At 35.8% G+C, this 25,811-nt stretch carries 20 protein-coding genes; 18 read left to right on the top strand and 2 right to left on the bottom strand.

What is annotated here, in order from left to right; genetic code table 11:
• The first annotated feature begins 306 nt into the window (after nucleotides 1–306).
• Nucleotides 307–1,479: a chloride channel protein gene (locus BUC06_RS05780; protein WP_317041430.1), complete on the top strand. Its 1,173-nt coding sequence runs from the start codon at nucleotides 307–309 to the stop codon at nucleotides 1,477–1,479.
• 103 nt (nucleotides 1,480–1,582) lie between these two features.
• Here BUC06_RS05780 and BUC06_RS05775 read toward each other — a convergent pair whose 3' ends face one another.
• Nucleotides 1,583–2,440, bottom strand: a complete 858-nt coding sequence (locus BUC06_RS05775) for a hypothetical protein (protein WP_073330998.1) — start codon at nucleotides 2,438–2,440, stop codon at nucleotides 1,583–1,585.
• A 438-nt stretch (nucleotides 2,441–2,878) separates the two neighbouring features.
• Complete coding sequence (locus BUC06_RS05765; RefSeq protein WP_073330993.1) at nucleotides 2,879–3,097, bottom strand: hypothetical protein; 219 nt, start codon at nucleotides 3,095–3,097, stop codon at nucleotides 2,879–2,881.
• Between the two features lie 1,364 nt (nucleotides 3,098–4,461).
• Between BUC06_RS05765 and BUC06_RS05755 the strand changes: the two genes are divergently transcribed.
• From BUC06_RS05755 to BUC06_RS05675, 17 genes are all read left to right on the top strand, one after another.
• Nucleotides 4,462–6,603, top strand: coding sequence for a hypothetical protein (locus BUC06_RS05755; RefSeq protein ID WP_073330986.1), 2,142 nt, complete (start codon nucleotides 4,462–4,464; stop codon nucleotides 6,601–6,603).
• 443 nt (nucleotides 6,604–7,046) lie between these two features.
• The gene (locus tag BUC06_RS05750; protein WP_073330983.1) at nucleotides 7,047–7,481 is read left to right on the top strand and encodes a transposase; all 435 of its coding nucleotides are present in this window, start codon (nucleotides 7,047–7,049) and stop codon (nucleotides 7,479–7,481) included.
• A 97-nt stretch (nucleotides 7,482–7,578) separates the two neighbouring features.
• Nucleotides 7,579–8,355, top strand: a complete 777-nt coding sequence (locus tag BUC06_RS05745; protein ID WP_073330981.1) for a hypothetical protein — start codon at nucleotides 7,579–7,581, stop codon at nucleotides 8,353–8,355.
• A 9-nt stretch (nucleotides 8,356–8,364) separates the two neighbouring features.
• On the top strand, nucleotides 8,365–9,837 hold the full coding sequence (locus BUC06_RS05740) for a helix-turn-helix transcriptional regulator (protein ID WP_073330978.1): 1,473 nt from the start codon (nucleotides 8,365–8,367) through the stop codon (nucleotides 9,835–9,837).
• 139 nt (nucleotides 9,838–9,976) lie between these two features.
• Complete coding sequence (locus BUC06_RS05735; RefSeq protein ID WP_073330976.1) at nucleotides 9,977–11,881, top strand: DUF11 domain-containing protein; 1,905 nt, start codon at nucleotides 9,977–9,979, stop codon at nucleotides 11,879–11,881.
• Nucleotides 11,882–11,899: 18 nt separating this feature from the next.
• Nucleotides 11,900–12,433 (top strand): hypothetical protein, encoded by a 534-nt coding sequence (locus BUC06_RS05730; protein WP_073330973.1) that lies wholly within the window; start codon nucleotides 11,900–11,902, stop codon nucleotides 12,431–12,433.
• Nucleotides 12,434–13,519: 1,086 nt separating this feature from the next.
• Nucleotides 13,520–14,242 carry a hypothetical protein gene (locus tag BUC06_RS05725; RefSeq protein WP_073330969.1) on the top strand — a complete coding sequence of 241 codons (723 nt, stop codon included), beginning with the start codon at nucleotides 13,520–13,522 and terminating at the stop codon, nucleotides 14,240–14,242.
• Nucleotides 14,243–14,253: 11 nt separating this feature from the next.
• Nucleotides 14,254–15,006, top strand: coding sequence for a hypothetical protein (locus BUC06_RS05720; protein ID WP_139263308.1), 753 nt, complete (start codon nucleotides 14,254–14,256; stop codon nucleotides 15,004–15,006).
• A 15-nt stretch (nucleotides 15,007–15,021) separates the two neighbouring features.
• On the top strand, nucleotides 15,022–15,753 hold the full coding sequence (locus tag BUC06_RS05715; protein WP_073330964.1) for a hypothetical protein: 732 nt from the start codon (nucleotides 15,022–15,024) through the stop codon (nucleotides 15,751–15,753).
• A 154-nt stretch (nucleotides 15,754–15,907) separates the two neighbouring features.
• Nucleotides 15,908–16,351, top strand: coding sequence for a transposase (locus tag BUC06_RS05710; protein WP_073331547.1), 444 nt, complete (start codon nucleotides 15,908–15,910; stop codon nucleotides 16,349–16,351).
• Nucleotides 16,352–16,634: 283 nt separating this feature from the next.
• Nucleotides 16,635–19,406 (top strand): polysaccharide lyase family 8 super-sandwich domain-containing protein, encoded by a 2,772-nt coding sequence (locus BUC06_RS05705; RefSeq protein WP_073330961.1) that lies wholly within the window; start codon nucleotides 16,635–16,637, stop codon nucleotides 19,404–19,406.
• 31 nt (nucleotides 19,407–19,437) lie between these two features.
• Nucleotides 19,438–20,871, top strand: coding sequence for a helix-turn-helix domain-containing protein (locus tag BUC06_RS05700; protein ID WP_083563982.1), 1,434 nt, complete (start codon nucleotides 19,438–19,440; stop codon nucleotides 20,869–20,871).
• Between the two features lie 176 nt (nucleotides 20,872–21,047).
• Nucleotides 21,048–21,791: a hypothetical protein gene (locus BUC06_RS05695; protein ID WP_073330955.1), complete on the top strand. Its 744-nt coding sequence runs from the start codon at nucleotides 21,048–21,050 to the stop codon at nucleotides 21,789–21,791.
• Between the two features lie 4 nt (nucleotides 21,792–21,795).
• Nucleotides 21,796–22,566 (top strand): hypothetical protein, encoded by a 771-nt coding sequence (locus BUC06_RS05690; RefSeq protein WP_073330952.1) that lies wholly within the window; start codon nucleotides 21,796–21,798, stop codon nucleotides 22,564–22,566.
• Between the two features lie 4 nt (nucleotides 22,567–22,570).
• A complete protein-coding gene (locus tag BUC06_RS05685; protein WP_073330950.1) occupies nucleotides 22,571–23,407 on the top strand; it encodes a hypothetical protein in 837 nt (278 codons plus the stop codon).
• Nucleotides 23,408–23,829: 422 nt separating this feature from the next.
• Complete coding sequence (locus BUC06_RS05680; RefSeq protein WP_073330947.1) at nucleotides 23,830–24,171, top strand: transposase; 342 nt, start codon at nucleotides 23,830–23,832, stop codon at nucleotides 24,169–24,171.
• Nucleotides 24,172–24,543: 372 nt separating this feature from the next.
• Nucleotides 24,544–25,773, top strand: a complete 1,230-nt coding sequence (locus BUC06_RS05675) for an aspartyl protease family protein (protein ID WP_083563980.1) — start codon at nucleotides 24,544–24,546, stop codon at nucleotides 25,771–25,773.
• Nucleotides 25,774–25,811 lie beyond the last annotated feature (38 nt).

The following is a 25,811-nucleotide window of genomic DNA, read 5'->3' as shown; positions in this document are numbered from 1 at the left end:
GTTGTTTTTTTAGCTTAAAAAATAAATATTTCATTCTATCTCTCTGGTAATAAGCTGTATGTAAAATAAAGAGATATAATAGGAACTACAGATTGATAAGTAAAATAATTATTATTCTGACTTAAATCAACTTTCAGAGTATTTGATACATTATTTTTTTTGAATACACTTGCATAACAACTAATTTTGCAAAAATTTGAATCCAATAAGGTAATGAAAAGGAAAATAATACAAAGACACCACTATTTCAGATAAGTGCTGGTTTCCATTTTAATCAGTATCTGTGCATCCTTTTTGGGATATTCATTGAAGTTGATCACAGAGCATTTTCAAAAAAACATATTTCATTTTGCCGAAAATACCAATTCTGTATTCTTTATTTTTCTTCCAACCATAGGAATTACGGCTATTTATTTTTTACGAAAATACCTTTTCAGGAACAGAAAGAATAAAGGGATTACTGAAATTTACAAAACCGTGGATCAGAGAAAAGATCATTTGCCACTGTTTAAAATTCCATCTCATTATTTTAATGGATTTTTGACGGTGATCTTCGGTGGTTCCACCGGAATTGAGGTTTCTACGGTTGTTGCCACGGCGACTCTCGGAAATGCAGTCTATGAAAGACAGTTTTCTGCTAATATTTATAAATTGGAGCTGATCTGCGCGGGTGTTGTGGCCGGGGTCTCTATTTTGTTTGGAAGTCCATTTGTGGGATGGCTATTTGCCATGGAAGTGATTGCCAGAAAATTCAATAAAACCCTTTTTATCAGTTGTACGACATCAGCTCTTATTTCAGGCATTTTTCTTTATTTCCTTAAAAGCGAACCTTTGCTTTCCTTTGAGATTACAGATTGGAAATGGATGGCGGTTCCGTTTTTTGTAATCCTGAGTGCATTGGGAGGTATTTTGTCAGTTTATTTTACCATATTGGTTATTAAAATTAAAGACTTTTTTTCAGGAATTCCGAATAATTTTTTAAGAGTGAATCTTGGTGCTTTGCTTGTGGGAACTATGATTTTTTGTTTTCCATTTTTATACGGAGACAGCTATCATTCTCTTTCTGAAATTCTGACTCATCCCCAAAGCTATTCTTTTGTATTTCTGATTTTGCTGATCTTTTTAAAGCCTTTGGCTTCTTCATTAACCCTCGGATCTGGGGGAGACGGGGGCGTTTTTGCGCCTAGTATTGTAGCTGGTGCTTTTCTGGGATTTACATTTGCTCTTTTCTGTAATACGTTCTTCGAAACCTCCCTTATTTATTTAAATTTTGTCTTGGTAGGAGCGGCGGCTACCTTATCAGCCTCCATTGATGCTCCTTTTACAGCACTTTTCCTGGTTTGTAATCTCGTTCCGAATGGCTACGCTTTGTTTTTTCCTGTTTTAATCGGTTGTATTATTTCAAAAAACTTAGCTAAAAGAATATTGCCGTATAATGTATATACGTACCATTTGAAAAGTCAGGTAAAAGCATCATAAATAAAAAAAGCCCCAAGATTTTATATCACTTTATATAGATTAGAAACATGGGGCTCAATCGGTAGTCTTTACCATCATAAATACTTCCTTTTCCGAAAAAACATTAGTACAGTCTCTGGATGGATAAATAAACTTCTCTGGTGTAGCCTGCTGGTGCGGTTTGGTTTTTATTATCTATGACCAAAAAGTAGTAGCATCTGTACCATTTGCCGTTTAAGATGACGTCCAATACCACTACTTCATTACTGTTGTTATTGGGTGTTCCTCCGGTCAGGCCATAAGGTACACTGGCTGAGGTCATATTATCTCCATAATTAAGATAAATACCATTATCGATATTGATCCAGCCGCCACTGGCTCCCAAAATAACATTTCCAAAGTTAAAGCGGTCTACGCTCGAGATTTCCGCAACCCATATTTTTTGATTGGTACTGGAGATATTCACCAGCCTAGGGTTAAATGATACCGTACCAGGACCTGCTACCGAACTGGCTTGGAAAATTCCGTCCAGTCTCAAAATTCCATCCAATACAGGTAGATCAGATAAATAAGAGTTCATCCAGTTATTGTTAGCAGTAGCGTTCGTGATTGTGCCATGATAATATACGAGCTGGCCTGGGGAAATCGTTCCTGTGCTGCTGCCACCAAATGCATATCCCCACTTGGTTCCGTCAAACATATAATAACCGGCTTGTGTGACTGCTGCTGTTTTTACTGTAGGAGTGGTTACAGCAGCTGTTGCATAAACCAAAGTGCCTGTCTGAGCTGTTCCATAAGCATTATCTTTTGCTGCTAGTTGATCACCGGTAAGCCTCGGAGCGATCACGCCGTCTGGTGTAGTCGTGACATTGGGCACTCCTGTGACGTCAAGGGTAGCATTAGGAACTGATGTGTTTATCCCTACCTGAGCGATTGCTAAACAGGAGCAGAAGACAATTGGTAATAACATGATTTTTTTCATAAGTATAAAAATTAAATTAATTGAACTGATTATCTGTATATTATATTTTCATCTGAATAAAAGAGGTGGAGCCCTGATTGCTGACAGCCAAAAGGAATGTAGTAAAGAGTGTATTTTTATATTGAAACAATTTTCAGACATGAGGTTACGAAAAAGAGTTTTGCTTTTGGTATCATTTAATGTTGTATTAAAATAATGAGAGATGAGTTTTTTACAGGAATAAAAAGGAATGTCCTGTTCTGCACACCTGGGTGCTACAGGTTGAATATTTTTACTTCTATTTTCATACTGATATTCATAAGTAAAATGTATCTGCCTGCTAAAATATAAAACCATAAGAAATATTTTTTTCATGACGATGTCGTTTTACGGTTCAATTTGCATCTTTAAAGTTAATTAAATTATCTCTATGTATTTAAACAATTCTAATGTTTTTTTTTAAATATAAATATTGATTATTGTTAAAGTATTAAAGATAAGTTGAATATTGTAATTTTCACCTGCAATAATGGTTGTATTGCTCAGAGCGGAGATTTCTTTTGAAGATAAATTCATTCTGAAATAGATACCACGTTTTAATTCTTTTTTGGTGAGAAAAGGAAATTGGGTGGAAAGCTTTTGGATGAACTGATCATTTCCACCAGAGCTTTCGGTCATCAGATCATAATTTTTTTGTCAATTTCCATCAGGTTGCTGATTTTGAAAAACAGATTATTTACTTTTTTTTCTATATCTATATTTTTTATCCTCTTTATTTGTTTGATATTTTCATAAATTCTTAATTCTCTCATTTTGAAATTCAAGATCCTGTCTAAGGATTTTTTGATTTTTTTCAAATATTAATTTCTGACTTTTTGCAATTTCTTTTCGGTTGTTTTTTCTGCTATATATTATAATGATGGTCAAAAAAATCAAACTTACTAAAAATGTACTTCTCTTTTCTGGCTGTTTATATGGTATTCATTTTTTTTATTAATATTTTTTATAATAAAATTATTCAGGATATCTGACGTTTGCTTTAAGTTCCTACGATTTTCGTCGTTAGAGGTATGATTGAGCTGTATCAGTTTTTCCGAGATCTTTTTTAAGTTGAAGATATCGTTTTGGTAAGAATAATATTTCTGAACAACTTCATTAATTGTGATTTTCTAGTCTGTTGTTTTTAAACTAGGCTAGATACTCATTAAATAATTGATTATTCCCTTTTCCTGATCAGTTTGGTTTGTCGATGAATCATTTTCTTTATAAAAACTGAATTCTTATAAAAGTAACTTTATAGATCGTTAATAAATAATTCGTAATTACAAGTAGTTAACGTTTTTTGATTTTTAAACTGTTGGTAGTAAGCTTTTTATGGTTTTTTATTATAACGTTTTTTTTTTATTATGAATTTGATTTTTATAACAATTTTAAACGTTCCGAATCATGAATAATTCAAATAAATGATAGTGCTTTGGAAAATATTTTGGGATATAAAACACGAGTAAAATTTTAATAATAAACACTAAACAAAAACAGGATGATAGTTTTATTTCTGATTCATATTATTTTTTTTAAATGTTGATATCTGGATGTAATGATCTTGTTTAATTATTTGATTCATAATTGTTTATTCTTTAGAGGGACTATTGAGGGCATTCTTTTTTGTTAAACTTTTTATTTTTTCCTTTGTTTGTACACAGTGATATCCTTATCAAAAATCACTTATGAAGATCTAAATTATAAATAGATAATGATGAAAATTTCAAAAACATAATTAGAAAAAAATATCCTAAACTTTTTAAAGTTCGTAACATTTAAAGGGTTAAAAACAATTATAGGATTGAATTTTTCTAGAAGATAGAATGATGCTTCCCGAAAAGTTGTCTGGTTAGAAGTATAAAAGTCTTGTTAACTTGTTTCGATCTCAATGCTTTTTTGTATTCTAATTAGGAAACTATCAACAAGTTTTTCTGTGAGGTCATTTTTTTGAAGTTATTATTTTTTATGTCGGCCAAAAATTTTGAAATAAATATAAACACATGAAAAAACAAAGTTTAACAATTCTGTTGGCGGTTATTGGGATATTTACAAAAGCGCAAGTCGGAATTAGTACCACTTCCCCTCGGGCAACACTTGATATTACAGCTAAAAATGCTACAGGAACAACTTCTAATGTAGATGGTCTTCTTGTTCCCCGGGTAGACAGGCAAAGAGCTTTCAGCATGACCTCTATACCCACTTCAACGTTGATATACGTAAATAATCTCACCGGGACACAAGGAGGAATAGCTGCTAATGTAGATGCTTTAGGCTATTATTATTTTGACGGAAGTCTTTGGGTGAAATTAAACGTAGGTTCTCCTGTAAACATGTACAACTCTAACGGAACACTTAATAGCACAAGAACGGTAAATCAGGCAGGTTTTTCACTGGCATTTAACAATGCTAATCTTATCAATGCGTTTTCTGTAGACGGAAGTACATTTTCTGTAGATGCGATTAATAAAAGGATAGGGATTGGTACCACAACGCCATCCAATAAATTAGTAGTTACAGGGAAAAACGGACAACCATCTGATTCGGGTAGTACTATCACTAATGCAACATTAAGAATCGATGGAGAAACTAATCATGCATTAGATTTTGGAACTTTTGCAGATTCACCTTATGGCTCTTATATTTCAAGTCATAATAAAGTTTTAAATAGCGGATTGCCTATAGTATTAAATCCTGTTGGTGGAAACGTAGGAATAGGTATTGCATCACCACTCAGTCTGCTTCATCTGGGAAATAATATTGGGAGTAGTATTACTGCTGCGGAAGGAAAAAAACTAGCGCTTTATAATGATGGAAGTCTATTCTCAGGCTTGGGTATCAGTTTAAATACGCTTCAATTTCACGCTTCTTCTCCTATTGCTGGGTCTCCCGGGATGGTATTAACCAATACAGGGAATGTAGGAATTGGTATTACTTCCCCTCAAGCGACACTCGATATTACAGCTAAAAATGCTACAGGAACAACTTCTAATGTAGATGGTCTTCTTGTTCCCCGGGTAGACAGGCAAAGAGCTTTCAGCATGACCGCTATACCCACTTCAACGTTGATATACGTAAATAATCTCAACGGAACACAAGGAGGAATAGCTGCTAATGTAGATGCTTTAGGCTATTATTATTTTGACGGAAGTCTTTGGGTGAAATTAAACGTAGGTTCTCCTGTAAACATGTACAACTCTAACGGAACACTTAATAGCACAAGAACGGTAAATCAGGCAGGTTTTTCACTGGCCTTTAACAATGCTAATCTTATCAATGCGTTTTCTGTAGACGGAAGTACATTTTCTGTAGATGCGATTAATAAAAGGATAGGGATTGGTACCACAACGCCATCCAATAAATTAGTAGTTACAGGGAAAAACGCACAACCATCTGATTCGGGTAGTACTATCACTAATGCAACATTAAGAATCGATGGAGAAACTAATCATGCATTAGATTTTGGAACTTTTGCAGATTCACCTTATGGCTCTTATATTTCAAGTCATAATAAAGTTTTAAATAGCGGATTGCCATTAGTATTAAATCCTGTTGGCGGAAATGTGGGAATAGGTATCACAATACCTACTGCAAAATTACATACTGTAAGTTCTGGGCAGTACACCGCTTTTCAAATGCAGGATGGTAGTGAGGGGACTAATAAAGTTTTGATTAGTGATGCAACGGGTAAAGCTACTTGGGCGACCAGTTCAGGCGTTACTCCTGCTGTTCTGGGTACTATAAATACAACAAGTAAAACTGTGAATTCTAGTACGTTAATAGGTTCATCTTTAACTTTGGCACCTGGAAGATGGCTTGTTTACATAGGGCAGTTAGTTGATAGTAGTGTTGCTGCCACAACAAATAATAATTTATGGATGAGAATTACTTTAAGTAGTAGCAGTTCTACTATTTCTACTACTAATTTCAGCTTTTTAGGAAGTAGTCTTGTTTCTGGATGGTTAGCGCCTAGTATATCGGGTATGGGCGGTTTTTCTTTTTTATCAGGTATAATTCCAGTGAAAGTTACAAATTCTACTACACTTTATACATGGTTTGCTAATAACTCTCCTGCTGGTACTCCTCCAAGTGCAACAGTGGGTAGTCATGGGGAGAATTATTTTTTCGCGGTGCCCATGAACTGATTTTGATATTTAATAATTTTCTAATAGTAAGGGCTGGATATTTAGTATCTGGCTCTTTTATCAATGTGTTAAATTATTTTTATTATAAGAGAAATATAAAGAAGTCTTTATCACTTTGGAATTTTATCAAATGAATGAAATAATATTAAGTATTAGCATGATTTCTACTGTTTGCTGATAGCAGAGCATACAATGTGAGCTTTTATTGCGGATGTGTATTTATAAGTACTGTTTAAATGAGTTATAGGCAGTATTTTCTTAATTAGAGGGCTTCTTGAGGTGTCGTTTTTTGGGAGTGTTTGAGATTTTTATTTTTATTTGCATTAGGTCTTTACTTTGAAAAAGGATATGCCTTTTTTGAATTCTTAATAAAAAAGATACAATGGGTTTTACCAATTAAAAGAGTCTGTTTAAAAGTGTATTAATAGTATAAAAATTCGGTGATGAGCAATCATTTTAAAGATATTCATATTGGTTTATTGATTAAAGAAAGAGTCAATGAACTGGAAATTGACACCCTTCGCATATGCAATTTTATAAAATGCACAGAATCTGAGATAGAAGCGATGTTTTTGCAAAAAGATTTGCCAACAGATGTTGTATTGAGATGGAGCAAACTGTTGAAATTTGATTTTTTCAGAGTTTATTCTCAACATCTTATTTTGTATTCTCCGCCAGTCTCTTCTCATGAAATAAAAAAGTTAAACCATACGTCGGTAAAACCAATGTTCCGGAAAAATATTTATACAAGAGAAATGATAGATTTTATTTTGGATCTCATTCATACCGGACAAAAAACAAGAGCCCAGATCATTGCCGACTACAGAATTCCTAAAACCACACTTTATAAATGGATAAGTAAATATTCTAATGAATAGACTGATTACTATAAAGTAAATACAAACACAAAATCGATACTCCTTTCCATCATTAAATAATGAAGGAATAATTTGATGAATTTTAAATTAAAAAAACATGATGATTTCAAAAAAATCTTTTTTAGCCGTTTCACTTTTGGTGAGCGTTCATTTTCTTGCCCAGGTAAATAATGTGGGTATTAACACAGCAAACCCCACACAATCTCTTGATGTAAACGGGAATATCCGTCTGAGGGCTGTTCCTCAGTATGGATCTTTACTTTCCACAGATCTCGTTTTGGTATTGGATGCCAGTGGAGTTGGGAAAAGGCTTCCGGTCTCTGCTTTACAGCCCCCTGGAAAATATGCTTTAGATGATATCTATTCTTTAGTTGCTACGAATCCTTATAATATTGATATAACCGGAACCTGGGCAACGGGTAGCTCAGTTAATAATATTGATATTGGGATGGGACTGAACATTGTAATTCCCGCCAATAAAGATGTGCAGGTCGTTATTAATTATTCTATTCCTTTAGGGCTGGCAGTAGAATCAGGCAATCTAAACTGTGCTGATGGAGTGATGCTTTATTATGGAATCCGTTTTGTTAAGAATGGTATTGAAATGCCTGCGGGATCAAGAAAGTTTTCTTATCCAAGGGGGTCCAATGGTGTCAAAATGTCAACAGTAAGTGCCTCATATGTTGAACGGATCATAAATAATACAAGCAGTGATATAACTGTCGCTTACACATTAAACGGCTATTTGGAGCTGCAGGGCTCCACGACAGCTTCTCCATGTATAATCCGTTATAATATGAACAGTGCAAGTGGACTCAATTATAATTGGGGGAAAGGAACGATGACTGCACAGCTTTACAAGAAAGATATTTAATATTTGAATATGGGGTATTTTAAATATGCCGATTTGATGAATGAAACAATGAATTTTAAAAATACATTATTCTTACTCTGTATCTTATCTTTTTCACTATATAAAGCGCAAAACTATACCCGTTTGCAAATAGATCGTTTGCAAAGCATTGGTTATGGAAGATTACGTAATGTAGGCAACTATAAAGGAATTGTTTTGCAGGAAATGAAGCTTGTCAAAAGAGCCAAAACGCTCCGTTATGATAAAGGGGAAATCACGGGATATCTTAACATAGCTACTGCATTAAGTGGAATGAATGATAACAAGAACAGTTTTCTCTTTCTTGAAATTGCAGAAAATAAGTTGAAAAAATGTCAGGATGATGAATTGAAATCGCGCCTTTCCTATGTATATGGAATCAATTACTATTCGCTCGGACTCCATCGGTACGCCATCCAAAGTTTTGATGAGTCCCTGCTTATTGCTAATAAGATCAGAGACCAAAAAAGGAAGGAAAAAAGAATATATGATATCTATGAATGGAAACGCTTCTCTTTCGGGAATTTAAACATGATGGATTCTGTATACTATTACGAACGAAAGTGTATGAGGTCTCCAAGACCCATGCTATTTATTACAATAGCTAAAAGGCATTTAAAAAGAGATGATATAGATTCTGCAGATTACTACATCCGCAAAGCAGATGACCTCCTTCTTACCAGAAAGGTCCCTATTGAAGGAAAGGCAAATGTATTGCGTGCATTTGGTGAATTATCTATTGCGAAAAAACAGTATAAAAAAGCTCTGATCTATCTTAATGAGTCTCTTGAAATCACTCAGAAAATGGGCTTTAAGAAAAGAAATCTGGAAACCTATAAACTGCTGTCAGTTGCCTACAGGAATCTTCATCTTACGGAAAAAGAAAATGAATACCTTTTAAAGTATACTGAATTGAATGATAGTGTCACGCTGGCTGAAAGAAATGTTTTAGATATTCCTATATCCAGGTTTCTTGATGATCAGGTGGAAGATGAAAGGAAGCGTAGGGAAGAGCTCTATTACATTATTGTATTTATAGGGGTGAGTGCATTATTTTCAGTTCTTTATTTATATAAAAAAGCAAAAACTATAAAAAAACAGACGGCAGCTAGACTGTTCCTGAAAAAAAAACATGCCGGGGATCTTCAGAAAAAGATTAACGAATCATTTTCTGAAGTATTAAAAATGGCTAAAGAAGGAAGTCCACATTTCTGGACCCGGTTTCAGGAAGTGTATCCCTTTTTTTTAGGCAAGATGCTTGAAGTGAATCCCAATCTGAAAGTATCAGAACTCACTTATTGTGCCTATATCTATCTGGGATTTTCTACAAAAGAAATTGCTGAGTTCACCTTTAAAGCGGTCAAGACTGTTGAAAATAACAGGTATAATCTTAGGAAAAAACTGAAATTATCTCCTGATCAGGATCTTTCGATATGGATGCTTAGCTTTATGGGGGATGTGTAAAGTGTTGATTATTAGCTTATTTTTTTATTAGAGGGCCTGTTGGGGGCCTGTTTTTTTTGTAAATTTTAGATTTTTCAGTTGATTTGCTTAGGTACAAGTAATTTCAAAATACACAAGTAGTTTAATCTAAATTTTAACCATGAAAAATATTTATTCCCTCGACTTCAAAGACCTTAAAAAAATTATTGGGAAAAGGCTGGTATTATTAGCGCTATTATTATTCGCTGTTTTTTCAAAAGCTCAGGCTTTTGGATGTAACAGCAATAAGCTCTATCTTTCACAGGCTAATATTTTGTATGATGTTGGAATATCAACCAATCCTTTTACCTATACTACAGTCGGAACTGCCTCTGGTAATTATAATGCTATCGGTATTAATCCGGTTAATGGCGTCATGTATGGTATGGCCACTGGTTCTGCCTCTAATACTGTTTTAAGGATCAATTCCAACGGAACTTCTTCTGTTCATGGGTCAATAACAGGCCTTCCACTTGCAATTTATAATGCCGGAGAAATAGATAATGTGGGTAATTTTTATGTGAAACAGAATACCAGCAACAATCAGATTTTCAAAATAAATCTCACAACATTAACTTTTACAACCATAACTCTGTCAGCAAATACTAATCTGCCTGATTTGGCATATAACCCGGTTACTGGACTTCTATATGGGGTCGAATTAACAAATGGACAATTAATATCAATCAATCCAAATACGGGACTTGTGACTCAAATAGGGGGAAGCTATTTTGATGGACCTTATGGGGCGATGTTCGGCTCCAATTCAGGCGAAATGTTTGGGGTAAGTAATGCTGGAGGGTTTTATCAGTTTAATCTGTCGACAGGAGGAAGGGTTTTACTTTCTGATGCTCCGGCAAGTTCGGCCAATGATGGTGCGCATTGTGTTACGTCACCTATCACATTAAATACTGATCTTACTGTCACTAAGACTGATGGGTCTACTACCTATACGCCAGGGACCACTACCACTTATACCATAGTGGCTCGTAATAATGGGCCGTTTGGGGTATTGAACGCAAGGGTTATAGATAATGTTCCATCTGGAATTCCGGCTTCAAACATGAGTTATACCGCAGTGGCATCCAGTGGTTCTACCACCTCTGTTTCCGGTACACAGACCGGTGCTATCAATGATTTGGTGGGCTTACCTAACGGAGGTACGGTAACCTATACCGTTGTAATAAACGTACCTCTTTCTTATACTGGAAATCTTGTCAATACTGTAACCATCAGCGCTCCATCTAATGTAACAGATTCCAACACAGGTAACAATAGCGCTACAGATACAGATACTCAACTCAATTTGATTGCAGATCTTGCGGTTACAAAGACCGATGGAGTTTCTAGCTATGCGTCCGGAACTACGACCACCTACACTGTGGTCGCCCGTAATAATGGTCCTTCCGCTGTTCTCAATGCCGTGGTTTCAGATCCTGTTCCTGCTGGAATTCCATCAGCCAATGTAAGTTACACCACAGTTGCAGCTGGTGGAGCGGCTACTTCTGTATCCGGAACACAATCCGGAGCAATTAATGATGTGGTAAGTCTGCCGAATGGAAGTACGGTAACCTATACTGTAGCAGTGAATATACCTTTTTCTTATACCGGAAATCTGGTTAATACCGCAACGATTACTCCTCCGTCTAATGTAACAGATGGCAACAATACTAATAATACGGCCACAGATACAGATACTCAGGCTGTGTGTTACAGGCCCGCAGTGACTGCCGGTACTCGTCTGACTTCTCCTTCTGGAATTACATCCCTCGGACGAGCCGGAGCTTCTTCGGGAGGAGCCAACTGGCCACTGGTAAGAAACGGTGCCTGGACTGTCTTGGAAGCCAAAACGAAAGGCTTTGTTCCCAATAGACTTACCTCAGCACAGATTGCTGCAATTCCTACAGCTAATCTTGTAGAGGGTATGATGGTCTATAATATTACGCTGGATTGTTTACAGGTCAACATCAACGGAACTGCGGCCGGATGGACCTGCTTCAATACTCAAACTTGCCCAACTAATTAACCTTTAAATCTATTCAAGATGAAAAATATCTTTGTAATCATATTGACTTTGTCCTTTGGATCTCTTTTTTCACAAGTTGCTATAGGAAAAAGCTCTGTTTCTTCCGGGTCTGTTTCTCTGGAATTTGGAACGGCTAACAGGGGAATCATACTGCCGTGGGTAACATCGACAGCAGCGGTGACAGGGGCTGTCAATGGAACCATGGTTTATGATCTTAGCGATAAAAAAGTTAAGATTAAGTATGCTTCGGGATGGAAAGACCTTTCGTTAGAAACATCCGGAACAACGGTTGACCCGTTGACGGGGGTGGATGGTGTGTTGATCCAAAATACAGCGACAGAAAAGACATCCGCAAAGACATCAATAGGAACTCCAACTTCTACTCCGGGTATTTTGGTCCTGGAGGACACCACTAAAGCAATGATACTGCCAAAAGTGGCCAGTCCGCATCTTAACATCATCAACCCCGCCCCGGGAATGATGGTGTATGATACGTTTAATAAGCAACTGGCTGTTTTTAACGGTAGGGTTTGGAGTTTCTGGAAACAATAAATCCTAATACAGTAAATAATAATAAGCTGCTTCACTTACGAGGCAGCTTATTTTGTTTTATCTGTCTGGCTTCTTTCCAATGGACGTATAGGGTTATTGAAATCATTTTTCATAAAGACCTTATAGCTCAATAGTATTTTAAAATCCCGGTATTTATCTCTTATGTTGATGCATTGATACTTTCAGGTTTAAGAAATTGTTGATGACGCTTCAAAAATAAAAGTGCAGACTTCCATGACATAGAATATATTGTGGATGCTATCTTATAAAGTAGAGTGTAATTCGTTATCAATCAATTTTTTTATTTAGGGGGCTTATTGAGGGCCTTTGCTTTTTGTGATGATTGGCTTTTTTATTTTATTTGCGATCGAATTTGATGGGTAAAATACAGATATCTTTTTCAAATTCATGATTTACTAAAAACACAATTATTAAAAAAAAGAATGATGAAAAATTTCAACAGTATACATGTACCATGTATTTCCAACTTTCTGTACAGTCCATGACATGTCACTTCTTGGTAAAATAATCCGAAAATAATGTTTGAGGTAATAGTTAGCTCTATCTCATACCTGGGTAATAGTTTTTGTTTAACACAATGTTGTTAGGGTTTTGGTGATAATGATCAACTTATTTTAATGAATTTCAATAAATATTTCAGTAATAAATCCATAATTAAATAAAAATCGTAAATCAGAATAAGACGTTTAAAAATTAAAGAGCTTTATGTTTTATCTCTAATTAGAGAATTATTTTAGAAATAATTATAAGGCAAAATTACTTATAGCGGCAAAAGATAAAATTAAATAAATCTTTTTAATGTGATTTTATCATATTAAATCACAAAAAAAAGAATAAATTAAGTTAAAAATAGCTAAAATAATGTGGTATATTTTAAATTTTATGAATTATTTTTTAAAATTATCAATTTTTGTTATATATTAGTCATAGTTAAACATTTACAATATTCAGATTCTAAAAACACATCTCAAAACAATACTGCACGATCCCTGGAATGTAGTATTGTTTTTAAAAACTACAATTTTTGTACACCAAATCGTAGGAACAATTTAAATACTTAGAGAAATGAAAAAAATTATTCTATTAATTCCCTTGATTATTTCAGGATTTGCCTCAGGCCAAATTGGAGTTAACACCAATAGTCCTACTGCCATGTTGGACGTTAATGGAGAAGCCAGAATACGGACCTTACCTGTTGCTCCAAATACTTCGCAGCTACTCGCCGTTGACAGTAATGGATTTTTGCTAAAAATAAGTTCTATCAATATAAGAAAAGATATTGTTGGGGATATTAAGTACAGCCGCGATACCAGCGATAGTGGAGGGTGGTATTTACTTAACGGGAGAAGTATTGCATCCCTCCCTGCTAATGCACAGGCGAGCTCTTCCACCTTGGGTTTTGTTACCAATATTCCGAATTTTCTTAACAGATTAGAGAAAACTAAAAGCGGGTCAGAACAGTTAGGAGTATTAGGTGGGGCGTCTAGTCTTAGCCTGACAAGAAATAATCTGCCCAATTTTGCCATAAACGGAACGACTAGTACTAACGGGGCTCATACACACAGTATAACACAAATAGAAAATAGCGGGTCTGCTGGAACTGGTAGGGCATTTTTGGTAGGTAATCCTGGATCCCCTTATGGAACACAAACAGATGTTCGAACGTTAACAAACAGCGGCAGTCACACCCATACAAGTGTCACGTTGAACAGTAATGGCGGAAATCAGGCATTTAATTTAACGCCTGCATATTTGGTACTAAATGCATTTGTATACCTGGGATCTTAAAAATAAAAGTGATGAAAAAAAATATAATTTATATTATTCTATCTCTATTTTCGATGTACTATGTAAAAGCTCAGGTGGGGATTAAAACTAATACTCCTACCAAAACTCTTGACATTAACGGAGATTTGAGAATCAGAAATGTTCAGGAAGGAAGTGTTACCAATCAGATTGTGACTTCTGACAGTCAGGGTAATGTAGGTAAACTAACAGGTGCTATGCCAATAGGTTATGTATTTGGCGACATAAAGACAGGATTTCAGGCAGCTGATCATCAAGGTTGGTACCTGCTTAATGGTAGAGCGGTGACGTCTTTACCAGTTAACACACAAAGCCGCGCGATCAGTTTAGGTTTTGCAAGTAATCTACCTGATGCAACAGGGCGGTTTCTGAAAGCTTCACCAATAGCAAGCCAGGTCGCTCAGTTGGGAGGCAATAATAGTATTGCACTAGTTCAGGCGAATCTTCCCAATTACAATTATACCGGAAATACGACTTCTGATAATGCCTCTCATAATCATCAAATGACACCAGATCAGTATAGTTTAACAAGTGCGTCTACAGGAACAACGCTCGTGAGCTTGTCTACATTAAATAATCCCCTTGGTGGTAACAATAGGCTGGAGCATACAGAAACTTCAACCACGTCAACATCGGGCGATCACAGTCACTCATTTTCTATTGCAAACGCAGGAGGTTCTGCTACTGCCCTGAATATTGTACCCCAATATGTAACAACCAATACTTTTATCTATCTCGGTGAATAATAAATACCCTATAAAATGACAACGACAATAAAATTATATACATTGGTGTTAGGATCTTTTTTTTCCTATGCCTTTGCGCAAGTGGGAATCAATACAGCGTTACCTACAAAAACATTAGACGTAAATGGTAATATGCGGATACGGCAGGTGAGTACAATGTCCGGATCTAGTGTACTTACCTTGGATAATAACGGCAATATTTACAAAGCTGATGGTGTAAAGTTACTTCCGTCTTTAGGAGATATAAAATACGGAATGCAAAAAGCAGATCATTCAGGCTGGTATCTACTCGACGGAAGGACTGCAGCTTCAATTGCTTCTGTAGTAGCCAGAAACAATGCCATAATACTATTTGGTTCAGTCCTGTATGATTCCAGAAACCGTTATATTAAAGATACTACTGAAACGATAGGAACTGTTAATGGGAATAATAGTTATACTTTAACACAATCAAATATGCCTGGTTATACTGTTGTGAGTGGAGTCACAGGAAGTTCAGGAAATCATAACCATACCGCCAGTGATAACTATCTTGCTTCACCAGGAAATTCGGCAGCCAGAACGGGTACCCAAGCAGGAGCGTCAGTGAATTACTATTTTACATCTGCCAGTACAAGTGCAACGACTTCAACAGATGCCTGGAACCATAATCATACGGCAAGTGGTAGCACAGGCGGTGGCGGTCAGGCGTTTTCAATAGAGCCTGCCTATATAACTGCCAATATTTTTGTATACCTAGGTCAATAACTATAAGACATTCTGAAACATTTAGGCGATAATAAAAATACATACTTATAAATGCAATATGATACGATTTGATACTGAGTGTAAAGCATATTTTTTTATTCAAATTTTCAAATCAAAAAATAGAACATTTAGTAATAACATAAAAAATTACAGAATGAATACTCATTTTAAAGATATTAATATTGGTTTATTGATTAAACAAAGAGTCAATGAGCTGGAAACAGATCCGCATCGTATTTGTAATTTTCTTCAGTGTAACGAGTCTGAGATGGAAGCTATGTTTTTGCAAAAAGATTTGCCGACTGATATTGTTTTAAGGTGGAGCAAGCTATTGAAATTTGATTTTTTCAGAATTTATTCACAACATCTTATTCTGTATTCTCCACCTGCTAGAGCTTTGGAAGTTCAATCATCTAACCAAAGTATCAAGTCACCCGGTCTTCCTGAGTTTAGAAAAAATATATACACCGTTGAAGTGATAGAATTTATTCTGGAACTTATAAGAACAGGTAAAAAGACAAGGCATGACATCATCCATGATTACCATATCCCTAAAACGACTCTGCACAGGTGGCTAAACAAATATGCAGATAAATAGATTTGTCGTTTAATTTCAACAAAAAATTGAAATTATATGACTACGAGAGCATAGGGGATATTCCGGATTATCATAGGAAACATCCCCTTAATAACACTCCGTTGGAGAAGTATTTTAAATTAAGCCGTAATACGGTGGCCAGATGGAGAGAGGATGTTTTTTCAAGACTCGGGTAAAAACATAAAACTCAATACATGTATTTTTTTTGATGACTATCATCGTACTGTAAGAGGTTCAATAACAATCAGCAGACATCTTTAATTGAAATCTTAAAATTAGAATTATGAAAAAAGCTTTAACATTATTGTTTGTTTTTTTATTAGGAATTGGCAACACGATTGATGCTCAAAACGCTGCAATTAATACAATCGGAGATCAATACAGGAATTGGCTTGTTGGTGAAAATGCAGATTACAGTAACAGTTTGGTAAATACCCGATATAACAGTTTCAAAAATTCAGGAATACAAGCACTTAATTTGTCCCAGTATGATTTTGATCATCCAGGAAATATCTGGGACTTTTCTGTAGATGCCGATAAAGATGAGTTTTTCAATAGTACCGAAAAATCCCTTATCCGTCTTGTTTATCTGTATAAGATTCAGGGCTCTGCCGCCTCACCCAATCTTTATTATAATAGTACTGCTGTCAAAGAAGATATTCTGAAAATCTTTAAATATATTGAAGACAAAGGCGTCTCCGCATCGACCAACTTTGAATATGAACTGTTGGCAGACAATGAAGAGGTCGTGACAAGCCATTACGGTATTGCGCTGAGATCTTCTGCCTATGCTACAGCAATCCTGCTTATGAAAAATGAACTCAAAGCTGCGGGAAAGTTCAGCCATCATATGGGTGCTCTCAATGGGATTACCACTTTTTTATCTCATGAATTTCGTTATTTTAATTTTACCTATCCCGGCTATAACAGTGATGTCATACGAGCATCGGTCCAGCAAAGGTTTTGCTATGTATTAGCTCAGGAAGATACAGAGTCCTCCAGGGTAAACAACATGAATCATTTGAAAAATTTCATCAATAATGCTCTCCTTATTGCCAATGGCTGGGCAGATGCTATAAAGCCGGATTATATTACTTTTCACCACAGAGGAGCTTATTCCAACTCCTATGGAATAGATGCTCTACACCAGGCCTCCATTCTTAATATGATGTTGAAAGGCTCACCTTATGAGCTGAACAGTATAGCCCGGCAAAACCTTAAAAAAGCCATCCTTAATTACAGAACCTTCAGTAAAGATTTTACAATGCCTCAGGGACTCGCAGGACGTTTTCCCTTTACAACAGCGTCATATAATATTTTGAGACCCGCTTTGGCTTATCTTTATATTTCGAGCCCTGTAGAAAATGCAGATGCTGGAAAAGAATTCATGCGGCTCTGGAATATTTCCGGTGATGCCAACAACAGACTGGTAAGAGAAAATAGTGTAAGCATCAATCTTATACATTCCTTAGGTGGGATACAAAATATCTCTGATGTCGTGAATGCAGGTTTATCTCCCTTACCTGAACTCACCTCAGGGACATTTGGTTTTCCGTATGCAGGACTGAGTGTTCATAAATTCAATGGCTGGCAGATCAGTGTCAAAGGAACCAGCAAAAACATATGGCACTTCGAAAACGGACCTTCAGAAAACCGCTTCGGAGCTTATACTTCCGCGGGTGCTACGGAAATTATTACTCAGGGAAACCCTTTTTTAGCCAATGACGTTGCCCTACGGTATAACGGCTGGGATTGGAGTCATATTCCGGGAACAACAGTTGCCAGTGTTCCGTTTGATATTCTGGCAGACTATACCATGAGACAGATGAATGGGAAAAACTTTCTGGCTCATGCCCATATGGCTCATAACAATGGCGTTTTTGCTATAGATTATAAAGATGCCAATTCACTGACGGGAATGACAGCGCTTAAAAGTTATTTTTTCTTTGGAGATAAAATCCTGTGTTTGGGCTCTGATATTAAAGATAATGCAGGCAGTTATCCAATTCATACCACCTTATTTCAAACGTTGATTGTAAATCCAGCGGATACTAATTGGGTAAACGGGAACACAGCTTCAGGTACCGATTATAATTTTAATACAACCGGAGGCGGACTATGGGCCACTGATTCGTACGGAAACGGCTATGTCATACCCAACACCACCTACAACAATAATTCAGTTACTGTAAAACGAAGCATTCAAAACTCTCCTAATCAGGCCAACACCGGAAGTACAACAGGCAGCTTTGTAAAGGCATTCATTGATCATGGTGTCGCTCCGCAAGCCTCAACCTATCAATATGCTATTCAACTGCAGGGTGGGGCTGCAACCGGAAATTTTCTGAGCAATTTTAATGCTATTTTCTCTGTTCTGAAGCAGGATACACAGGCCCACATCGCATTATATATTCCGGAATCAATCTATAACTATGTGATATGGGATGCTACAACAACATTTAATTATGATGTGCTGGAAAAATCAGATAAACCAGCTGTCATTATGACTCAAAAAACGGATAACAATACAAAATTAAAGATGAGCCTTACCAATCCGGGATTAGGTCTGCTTGCCCCTAACGAATCCTATACTTTTGGGCAGATCAGCAATACGGCTTCCAGGCTGCACAGAGTCCCCCAAAGTGAAACAGTTACTGTGAAATTGGCGGGTCTTTGGGAAATAGACATTCCGAATCCTAATGTAAGCCTTCAGACTGCCGGAGGATCTACGGAGGTTTCATTTATTACCAAAAACGGTTTTACAGAGCAGGTTTCTTTGAAGCAGATTCAGACTTTATCGGTTTCATCAGTTGGAAAGAAAAGTCGCTACAGAGTTTTTCCTAATCCTGCAACAGATTGGGTATACATCATCACTAAAGATAAAATGCCGATTTCCGGTAGAATTAAGGTGTATGACAGTACTGGTAAAAAGATGGAACAGAACGTTATGGTAGAAATTTCAGAGAATAAAGCTGCGTTTGGTCTTAAAAACTTACCCACAGGTATCTATTTTATACAGATAGAAGATGAGTCCTTTAAAGTGTTAAAAAAATAATGAGTGTGGTGTAGAATAAAAAAGCAAAAAAATGAATTGTAAAATGATCCTGTTACTGATCTGTCTCTTATCTGTCTCACTTGTTAAGGCGCAGAATTATACCATTTTTCAAATAGACAGCATACAAGTCGATGGATACAGCAGATTGAGCACATTGGGGAGCTACAGGCAGATTATTTTGCAGGAACTGGACCTCATTAAAAGATCGAAGGAAATTCATTACGACAAGGGTGAAATCACGGCATATCTTAATTTAGCCATAGCGCTACGTATAACAAATGACAGTAAGAACAGTTTTCGTTTTCTTGAAATTGCAGAAAAAAAACTACAGAATTTTGAAGATGACGAATTGAATTCACGTCTTGCTTTTTTTTATGGGACCAATTACCATTCATTAGGTCTTTACAGGCAGGCAATTCAAAGTTTTGACACATCAATTAAGGTAGCCCATAAAATTAAAGACCAAAAGATAAGGGAAAAGAGAATATATGATAACTATGACTGGAAGCTCTCTTCATTTAGTAATTTAAATATAATGGATTCTGTAGATGTTTATGAAAGAAAGTGTATGAGATTTCCCAAACCTATGTTGTTTATTACAATAGCGAAAAGACATTTAAAAAATGGCAATATAGATTCTGCAGATTACTACGTCCATAAGGCAAATGATCTTCTCCTGACAAAAAAGGTTTCTATTGAAGGAAAGGCAAATGTTTTGCGTGCATTTGGGGAATTATCTATTGCGAAAAAAGAATATAAACATGCGGTGGCCTACCTTGATGCCTCTCTTGAAATAACCCAAAAAATAGGACTGAAAAAAAGAAATCTCGAATCCTATAAATTGATGTCAGATGCTTACAGGCATCTTGATAATACAGAGAAAGAAAATGAATATCTGTTAAAATATACGCAATTGAAAGACAGTCTCACACAGGAAGAAAGAAATATTTTAGATATTCCTATATCCAAGTTTCTTGATGATCAGGAGGAAAATGACCGGAAGGACCGGGTTGTCCTATATTGTATAATTATCTTGATCTCTGTAAGTATATGTATTGTCATTTTTGTCTTTTATAAAAAATCATCCACCATAAAAACACAGGCGGAAGCCAAACTTCTTTTAGAAAAAAATCAGAATGAAAGCCTTCAGCAGAAGATCAATGAATCATTTACTGAACTCTTGAAAATGGCAAAAGATAACAATCCTCAATTCTGGACCCGCTTTCAGGAAGTATATCCTGATTTTTTGGGCAAAATGCTTGAAGTTAATACGAATTTGAAAATTTCAGAACTCACCTATTGTTCTTATATCTATCTTGGTTTTTCAACCAAGGAAATTGCGGAGTACACCTTCAAAGCGGTAAAAACCATTGAGAATAACAGGTATAATCTTCGGAAAAAACTGAATTTATCTCCTGATCAGGATCTTGCCATCTGGATGCGAAGTTTTATTAATGGTCTTTAAGTTGTTGATTATTAGGTTTTTTATTATTAGAGGGCCTCTTGGGGGGCCTTTTTTTTTAAAAATCCTGACCTAATTACTTTATTTGTACTTCAATTCTAATTGGTAGATCCATTATGTATTTCGAATGTGAAATGATAAAGCATAGGATGATAGCAATGAAATAAACAAATGAAAAAATGAAAAAAAAATTATCAATGCTCTGTCTTTTGGCAGGAGCATCCGTTTACTCGCAAATTGGCATAGGGACTTCTTCTCCCAAAGCAACGCTACACATAGAGCCAAGCAGTATTGCAAATCCTACAGGACAGGATGGTATTTTGATTCCCAGAATGAACAAGTTTCCAAATTCTGCAGTCGCAAAAGGACAGCTTATCTACATGTTTAACAACACAAATACGACTATTCTGGATGGTCTTTATATCTGGAACGGGGTATTATGGGATTATCTGGTAAGAGCTCCCTACATCATTACACAAGATGATAGTTTATACAACGCACAGGGGGAAGGATTCAGTTTGGGATCTACCAATTCGAACAGTGAACAGTCTGTCCTGTTCAGCAGCATTGTTCCACTGAACCGGGACGGGTTTTCATTGTCCACTAATAAGCTGCGGATTGGCAAGAAAGGATCCTACTATATCAGCTTTTCTTCTGGATTGAAGACAACTTCTCCCGCATTTACCAGAGCTACTTTTTACTTTCAGTTAAAAAGAAATGGAAGCACCGTGATCTCCACAAGCAGTTCAATTCCTGTAGAAAGAATAAGCGGCAGTAATATTGTCATGGCTGATATCGTAAGTCTTTCTGCAGGTGATGAAATCACCGTAACCGTTACAAAGCCAAGTGAAGCTTCAACATCCAATATCACGTATTCCGGTTTTGGAAACAATGCCCTTACATTAACCTATTTACACGAATAAAATCATGAAAATTACTTTTATCCTGATCTCTTTCCTATATTCATCATTTCTGTTTTCACAGGCAGGAAATATAGGCATTAATACTTCTTTACCTAAAGCGAGGTTGGATATTTCAGCAAAATCAACAATAAATCCTGAAAATTCTGCAGGAATGTTATTTCCGACTGTAACAAAATTTCCGACTGTTGATCCCGGAACGGACCAAAATGGGATGCTGGTCTATCTGGACAGTGCTTTGACACCGAATCTCGGGGCTTCCGGACTGTATTTCTGGGATCACAGCAACAATAGATGGCAGTTTATCTATCAAACTAAAGTATTGACCAATAATCTGTTTAAAGTAGTCTATTCAGCCACCCCGGCTTTTAATTCGATTCAGCAATCTAGTGTCTGGTATAAAACCAGTTTTAATGATATTGACACGCCTGATCCTAATTTCAAAATCAATACCAACGGAGATATTGTAATAGGATCAACGGGGACGTATTCGATAATTTTTACCGGAGGTATTAAGACAGAGGCCTCATCAACCTTTGGTGTCAGAGCAGAAATCGGTATTTTTAAAAATACCGATACCAGTCCTACATTTTCTACCGTGGTTGTATTAACTAGTCCGGACAATTTTTATCGATCAACTAATACGATTATTACAGGGGTTATTTCACTTATCAAAGGTGACATCATTACAATTAAGACAAGACAAATAAGCGGTGTTGGTAGTAACCCAACCGTTCCGGCTACAAATTACTCTCTTATATTATCAAATTTAAATTAAGATTATGAATAAGCTGACTTTTATCTTCGCAATATTTTTACTCATCCTTTTAAATGGTAAATGCTTTTCGCAGATTGGAATCAATACGGGAAGTCCCAGATCAACTCTTGATGTAAAATCGTCGAATCCTTCGAATCCTAAAAATAATGAAGGAGTTATCATCCCCAGAGTTACCTCACTCAATACTTCCGGAATTAAAGAAAAAGGACTTCTGGTATTTTTAGATGCAGAAAATCCGGCTACCCAGGCCATTGAAAAGGGGTTTTATTTTTGGGACGGCGTAAAATGGATTGCGCTGTTTGCAATGAATCAGGAAATTTCCAATAGAACCATTGTTTTTGCCAACTTAAAAAATAATTTTGATGAAGGCGCTTATACCTTGTCTACGTCAGAGTCAGATACCAGAAATTTAGGCTTTTTAGCCGGAAGTGTAAAACCATCCTCTGCCGCTTCGGTCTACACCGTGAATAGTAACGGAGAGCTGATCATAGGAAAAAAAGGCTATTATGATATTTCCGGTATAATCACCATGCGGGCTGCCGGCACAGATGTATTTAGAAGGGATACTTATGAATTTTCACTTTTGAAGAATGGAGGGGCCACCAATATTAAAACAGTAAATGGTTTTCCGGCATTAACACTTGGTGCTGGAACTCAAAGCTCTGATACGACCGTTGGAAGTATTATGGCAGGCGTTTTATATTTAAATCAAAATGACCGCCTTAAAATACAGATCTTCAGATCTAATGAAGGAGTAACTAGTGGGTCAGGAACCACTCAAACAACAAGTCCAATCCAGGAGAGCTCTACTGTAACGCTTCGTTATATGGGAGATTTTTAATTGGGTGTAACCCTTTTTCTAGACAGGAATATATATTTCCAGACTTTTGTTGGTAAATGAAATTTAGATCCCATTGTTTTATCAGGAATTCAAATTCAAAAAATTAAAACACAATGTTCACTATACCAACAGTCTAAAATAATGGTGTGCATATTCAATTCAAAGATTTTAATATGGGCTACTGTCTCGAAGAAGATTTGCTTAACAGAGAAATAAAGCTAAGTAGTGTTTGTGTTTTTTTTACTGCGGGGAATGTAAAATTGAAAAGTTTTTTTCAGATAATATTCTCACTATCTTATTTTATATTCTCCGCATTTTAAATAGAGGTCAATCCTTTATCTGATTAAAGTAACAAAATATCCGGTTTTCCGGATGCTGTAAACCCATCTGCAGGAGAAAAAAAATTTAAAAAAAAATCGACAATGAAAAACCATACGAAAACAAATAAAAGCCCGGATTACAAAAAAATTTATAGCGATATTCTGCAGATCTTGCATCCTGAGAGGAAGGAAGATTGTAGATCATTGATGTCCAAAGCTATTTTTTCAGTGCAGGATGTGATTAAGATTAATGCCATTATTTTTGGAAAAAGAGGAAATACTAATTTCTCTCAAAATCAAAAACACCGGTCGTATGATCGGTCAACAATTTTAGAAATTCTTGAATATCAGAAAAAAAATAAATTAAGCAATATACAGCTGGCTAACCATTTTAGTCTTAGCCGGAATACAGTCAGCAGATGGAGAAAAATATTTAATGGGTGATTGCGTATTAGCCGGCATTACAGCTTATCTTTTACGAAAGAATGAGATCATTTGATAAACCGAACTTAATACATATATAGCGTATAATCCGTTTTCTCAACGCCTTTTCTCAAAACTCCCATGATTTTTTCAGGATCTAAAATAATATCAATAAGGCAGAGTTATACCAAATTTTGGTAAAAATATACCATTACAGGCCTTTTATTCTTTATAAATTTATTCACTGATATATCTTGAATTGAATATTTTTATTTCATGCCTGATCCACCAGTGAAAAAAGGCATAATGAGATGTTGATAACCTTGAATTGATGTATACGATAGCTTCTCTACATATAGTATTTGATAATTAACACACAGAACTTTAAAATAAATGATTAATCTAATTTTTAAATTGTATTTTATTCTCGCATTGTTACTTGTGGCAATGCCAGGAAAATTAAAAGCACAAAATTCTGATAAGGACAAAGAATTTAACCGTATTCTCAATCTGGGAGAAGTTCAGATAGAAAAAGATGAAACTCTTCCAATAGAGATCATCGATGACATGATTGTTATTAAAATCAAAGTGAACGGGGTAGAAGAATCTTTTCTCTGGGATAATGGTTTCTCAACATCAGCCCTGGACCTAAGCATTCAAGATAAAGTCAAACTTACTAGTGTACCTTCATTGAAAGATTTTGATGCCAGGGATGGTAATGCTGTATTTGTCAAAATGAACGTAAAATTAGCAGACAAAGTTGAGTTGGGTAATGTAACAATCACGAATACACCCTTTACAGATGTGGATTTTTCTAAAATGATTGGCAAAGTGAAAATTAAAGGAATTCTGGGTTCATCCATTATCAGAAAACTGAATTGGAGGTTTGATTTTGATCATAAAAAAGTAACTGTTTCCAGGAACACTTTTGCTGTAAAGGGGACTGTCCTTCCTTTCGAAATAGATCCCTACAATAATTATAAAATTCTTTTCGGGGTTAATTTTCGTATGGGGGTAGCACAGATTGACTTTGGTTATAATGGAGATACTATAGAAATGCCAATGCAGGCTTTGCCGATTTTTGGAAAAACTAAAAAATCTGTCACAATCGGGAGTCTCACCTCTTCAGTAAGTGGGATTTCGAAGGTTGATACTACATATACTATTAAAGAATTTGATTATAGAATAGGAGATAGTATCACCAAATTAAAAGATCCTGTAAAAATATTGCTGACAAATAAGGGCAGACCGGTAATCGGAAACCGTTTTTTCCGCCATTATAATATCTGCTTAAACAATTCAGCAGGAAGCATGATATTAACGCCCAGAACAACTTCTATTAACAATTATCCGGAGAAGACATATGGTTTTTCTATTGCCATTCAAAATAATAAGTTTGTAGTAGTTGCTATCACAGATAATCCTAATGTTATCCGATATCCAGAGCTCAGGTTAAACGATGAATTTGTATCGATTAATGGCAAATCAGTTGACGACTTTATCTATGTATCTGATTTTAGGTTACTATTGATAGAATCTTTGTTAGCCAATAAATCCATTAAAGTGGTCAGGAAGGATGGTAAGGAATTTTTGCTTTCACCAGAGGAAGATATTTATAGATAAGGTTGTACAAACAGACAATAATCATTTTTTATGTCGGG

The organism is Chryseobacterium carnipullorum, from assembly GCF_900142785.1.
GTDB classification, from domain to species: domain Bacteria; phylum Bacteroidota; class Bacteroidia; order Flavobacteriales; family Weeksellaceae; genus Chryseobacterium; species Chryseobacterium carnipullorum.
Note: the sequence above shows the minus strand (reverse complement) of the source record. Positions and strands in the feature narration are given on the sequence as shown.

What these genes read in the sequence shown, in the direction of transcription:
- BUC06_RS05775 (WP_073330998.1), bottom strand. Translation starts at nt 2,440, where the DNA reads ATGAAAAAAATCATGTTATTACCAATTGTCTTCTGCTCCTGTTTAGCA.
- BUC06_RS05765 (WP_073330993.1), bottom strand. Translation starts at nt 3,097, where the DNA reads ATGACCGAAAGCTCTGGTGGAAATGATCAGTTCATCCAAAAGCTTTCC.
- BUC06_RS05755 (WP_073330986.1), top strand. Translation starts at nt 4,462, where the DNA reads ATGAAAAAACAAAGTTTAACAATTCTGTTGGCGGTTATTGGGATATTT.
- BUC06_RS05750 (WP_073330983.1), top strand. Translation starts at nt 7,047, where the DNA reads ATGAGCAATCATTTTAAAGATATTCATATTGGTTTATTGATTAAAGAA.
- BUC06_RS05745 (WP_073330981.1), top strand. Translation starts at nt 7,579, where the DNA reads ATGATGATTTCAAAAAAATCTTTTTTAGCCGTTTCACTTTTGGTGAGC.
- BUC06_RS05740 (WP_073330978.1), top strand. Translation starts at nt 8,365, where the DNA reads ATGGGGTATTTTAAATATGCCGATTTGATGAATGAAACAATGAATTTT.
- BUC06_RS05735 (WP_073330976.1), top strand. Translation starts at nt 9,977, where the DNA reads ATGAAAAATATTTATTCCCTCGACTTCAAAGACCTTAAAAAAATTATT.
- BUC06_RS05730 (WP_073330973.1), top strand. Translation starts at nt 11,900, where the DNA reads ATGAAAAATATCTTTGTAATCATATTGACTTTGTCCTTTGGATCTCTT.
- BUC06_RS05725 (WP_073330969.1), top strand. Translation starts at nt 13,520, where the DNA reads ATGAAAAAAATTATTCTATTAATTCCCTTGATTATTTCAGGATTTGCC.
- BUC06_RS05720 (WP_139263308.1), top strand. Translation starts at nt 14,254, where the DNA reads ATGAAAAAAAATATAATTTATATTATTCTATCTCTATTTTCGATGTAC.
- BUC06_RS05715 (WP_073330964.1), top strand. Translation starts at nt 15,022, where the DNA reads ATGACAACGACAATAAAATTATATACATTGGTGTTAGGATCTTTTTTT.
- BUC06_RS05710 (WP_073331547.1), top strand. Translation starts at nt 15,908, where the DNA reads ATGAATACTCATTTTAAAGATATTAATATTGGTTTATTGATTAAACAA.
- BUC06_RS05705 (WP_073330961.1), top strand. Translation starts at nt 16,635, where the DNA reads ATGAAAAAAGCTTTAACATTATTGTTTGTTTTTTTATTAGGAATTGGC.
- BUC06_RS05700 (WP_083563982.1), top strand. Translation starts at nt 19,438, where the DNA reads ATGAATTGTAAAATGATCCTGTTACTGATCTGTCTCTTATCTGTCTCA.
- BUC06_RS05695 (WP_073330955.1), top strand. Translation starts at nt 21,048, where the DNA reads ATGAAAAAAAAATTATCAATGCTCTGTCTTTTGGCAGGAGCATCCGTT.
- BUC06_RS05690 (WP_073330952.1), top strand. Translation starts at nt 21,796, where the DNA reads ATGAAAATTACTTTTATCCTGATCTCTTTCCTATATTCATCATTTCTG.
- BUC06_RS05685 (WP_073330950.1), top strand. Translation starts at nt 22,571, where the DNA reads ATGAATAAGCTGACTTTTATCTTCGCAATATTTTTACTCATCCTTTTA.
- BUC06_RS05680 (WP_073330947.1), top strand. Translation starts at nt 23,830, where the DNA reads ATGAAAAACCATACGAAAACAAATAAAAGCCCGGATTACAAAAAAATT.
- BUC06_RS05675 (WP_083563980.1), top strand. Translation starts at nt 24,544, where the DNA reads ATGATTAATCTAATTTTTAAATTGTATTTTATTCTCGCATTGTTACTT.